Source organism: Microvirgula aerodenitrificans DSM 15089, assembly GCF_000620105.1.
GTDB lineage: Bacteria > Pseudomonadota > Gammaproteobacteria > Burkholderiales > Aquaspirillaceae > Microvirgula > Microvirgula aerodenitrificans.
This window is the reverse complement of sequence record NZ_JHVK01000052.1, coordinates 1-2,220: the sequence shown is the minus strand read 5'-3', so window position 1 is coordinate 2,220 and position 2,220 is coordinate 1. Positions and strand designations below refer to the sequence as shown.

Here is a 2,220-nt window from a genome sequence, read left to right as displayed (position 1 = left end):
CTTCGATTTTTTCATGACAAATCTCCTGCCCGGATGGGCTCAAATTTGCCAGAAATCTCTACTTCTCACCGCTACGGTTTTTCGGGAGGAGGTCAGAATTACCACTTCGAACGCACTACGTTGCTTTTTGGTATGACAACTAGTTACCAATAAGGTAAACTGATTTTCAACTATTTTAGCGTGTGCCATAGAGAAGTTGTGGCGACTCAAGAGTCTCGTAACATGCCGGTACAAAAGGTAAAAAATGAAGATTTCTACAAAACTGCACGGCATGGCCGTTATCAGTCTCATCGGTCTGGCCTCCATGCTGTGGACGCTCTATGTGCAAATGGGTGTGGTGGAAGAACGGGTCGTGGATGCCACGGAAAATTCGCTGCCGTCAGTCATTGCCGCCGGTGACGTCCGGACCCATTATCTGGAAGCCCGTCGACAGACCATTCTTCATCTCGCTTATCAGGATCTTGCCAGCAAGAAAGAAGCCCAGGCCGCGCTGGAAGACAATATCAAAAACGTGATCAAGAATCTGGACAATTACAAGAACACCTTGGTCAGCGACGAGGAAGATCGAGCCAATACCGATGCTGCTATTGCAGCTGTAAATAAATGGCATGCCCTGATTCCCGGTCTGATCACCCTGTCGGAACAGCATGCGGGCGGGGACAACTCCGCGGCCCTGCAATACCTGAAAACCACCCTGGCGCCGACGGCGGACAATACTTACGCTGCCATCAACAAGATTGTGGAATTCAACAAGGCCCAGGGCACCCTGTCCGGCAAGGAAGCGGTGCAGGCCGGCCGCAGCGCGAAATGGTCGCTGATGGCGCTGGGACTGGCACTGCTGGCCATCATCACGGCCGCCAGCCTGTGGGTCGCGCTGAGCGTCAGGCGCACGCTGGGTCATCTGGACGAAAAGATTGCCGCCATCACCAGCGAGCGCAATCTGACCCTGCGCGTCGACGACAGCGGCAAGGATGAAATTTCGCAGATTGCCGGCCGCCTGAACCAGTTGCTGCAGATGCTGCAGGCCAGCTTTGCCGAGCTGACCCATATCGGTCAGGCCGTCGGCGGGCATGCGTCGGAAGTCGCCAGTTCATCGGTACAGATGTCGCAGGCGGTCGAACAGGTCAGCGAGTCGACGTCCAGTATGTCGGCTGCCGTCGAGCAGATGACGGTCAGTGTCAACCACGTCGCCGACCGTTCGGCCCAAGCCGACCAGAGCACCCGTGAAGCCGGGGAAGAAGCCGCCATCGGTGCCGCCATCATCAATGACACCATCGGCATGATCCGCAGCACCTCGGACAGCGTCAAACTCGCCGCCACCCAGATCGAGCAACTGAAGGAAAAAACTACATCTATCGGTACTGTGGTCGGCGTGATCAAGGACATTGCCGAACAGACCAACCTGCTGGCGCTGAATGCCGCCATCGAGGCCGCCCGTGCCGGCGAAACCGGTCGCGGCTTCGCCGTGGTCGCCGACGAGGTGCGCAAGCTGGCCGAACGTACGGCAATCTCGACCCAAGAAATTACCGGCACCGTGTCGTCGATGCAGAGCGATGCCAACCAGACCGTGACCTCGATGCAGAATGTCGTAACCCAGGTAGAAAGCGGCATGGCCGCCGCCAACCAGGCGACCGAAGCCATTCAGCGCATTCTCGACCGCACCGGCGGCATGGTCGGCCAGATTGCCGAGATCTCGCATTCGATGCGCGAGCAGTCGATGGCCAGCACCAATATCGCTCAGCAGATCGAACGCGTGGCGCAGATGGCCGAAGAAAGCCATTCCAGCTCGCAGAACAACTCGGCCACCGCCGCCAGTCTGAACGATCAAGCACAGCGCATGCTGACCACTATCGCGCAGTTTCAGGTCTAGCTGTGGAGCGGCAAGAGGTTGCATTGATCTGATGCCAGCCTGGAGATCGGCGGGACGCCACCAATACCACGGTGCGGGAGATGGCAGTTGTAGTGATGCTGCCAATGCGCCAGTACCTCGGTACGCAGGGCTGAGTCCTGATACGTCCAGCCGTAGGCCCACTCGCACAAGGCTGGATGAGCGTTCCAGCCTTGCCATTGGTCTGTGGTCGATACGGCCGGGTGAATGTGTGTTTGATCTCCAGTTCGATACAGGGTAAGCGCCCGGTGAACCCCTGTTGACGCGCGCCATCATTCCTCGGCCGACCACCGATGCGGCAGCAGTTCCGCTATCCGACTCTGCTTCCAGCT

The 2,220-nt window shown here is 57.8% G+C and carries 1 protein-coding gene and 1 pseudogene; one reads left to right on the top strand and one right to left on the bottom strand.

What is annotated here, in order from left to right:
• The first annotated feature begins 244 nt into the window (after positions 1-244).
• On the top strand, positions 245-1,870 hold the full coding sequence (locus tag Q352_RS0117910; RefSeq protein WP_084300369.1) for a methyl-accepting chemotaxis protein: 1,626 nt from the start codon (positions 245-247) through the stop codon (positions 1,868-1,870).
• Here the strand turns inward: Q352_RS0117910 and Q352_RS24225 are convergent.
• A pseudogene (locus Q352_RS24225) lies at positions 1,867-2,123 on the bottom strand (integrase core domain-containing protein); the annotation flags it as partial. The gene Q352_RS0117910 and the pseudogene Q352_RS24225 overlap by 4 nt on opposite strands.
• Positions 2,124-2,220: the final 97 nt, after the last annotated feature.

Excerpts from the sequence above, each read along its gene's own strand:
- Q352_RS0117910 (WP_084300369.1), top strand. The coding sequence starts at position 245 with ATGAAGATTTCTACAAAACTGCACGGCATGGCCGTTATCAGTCTCATC.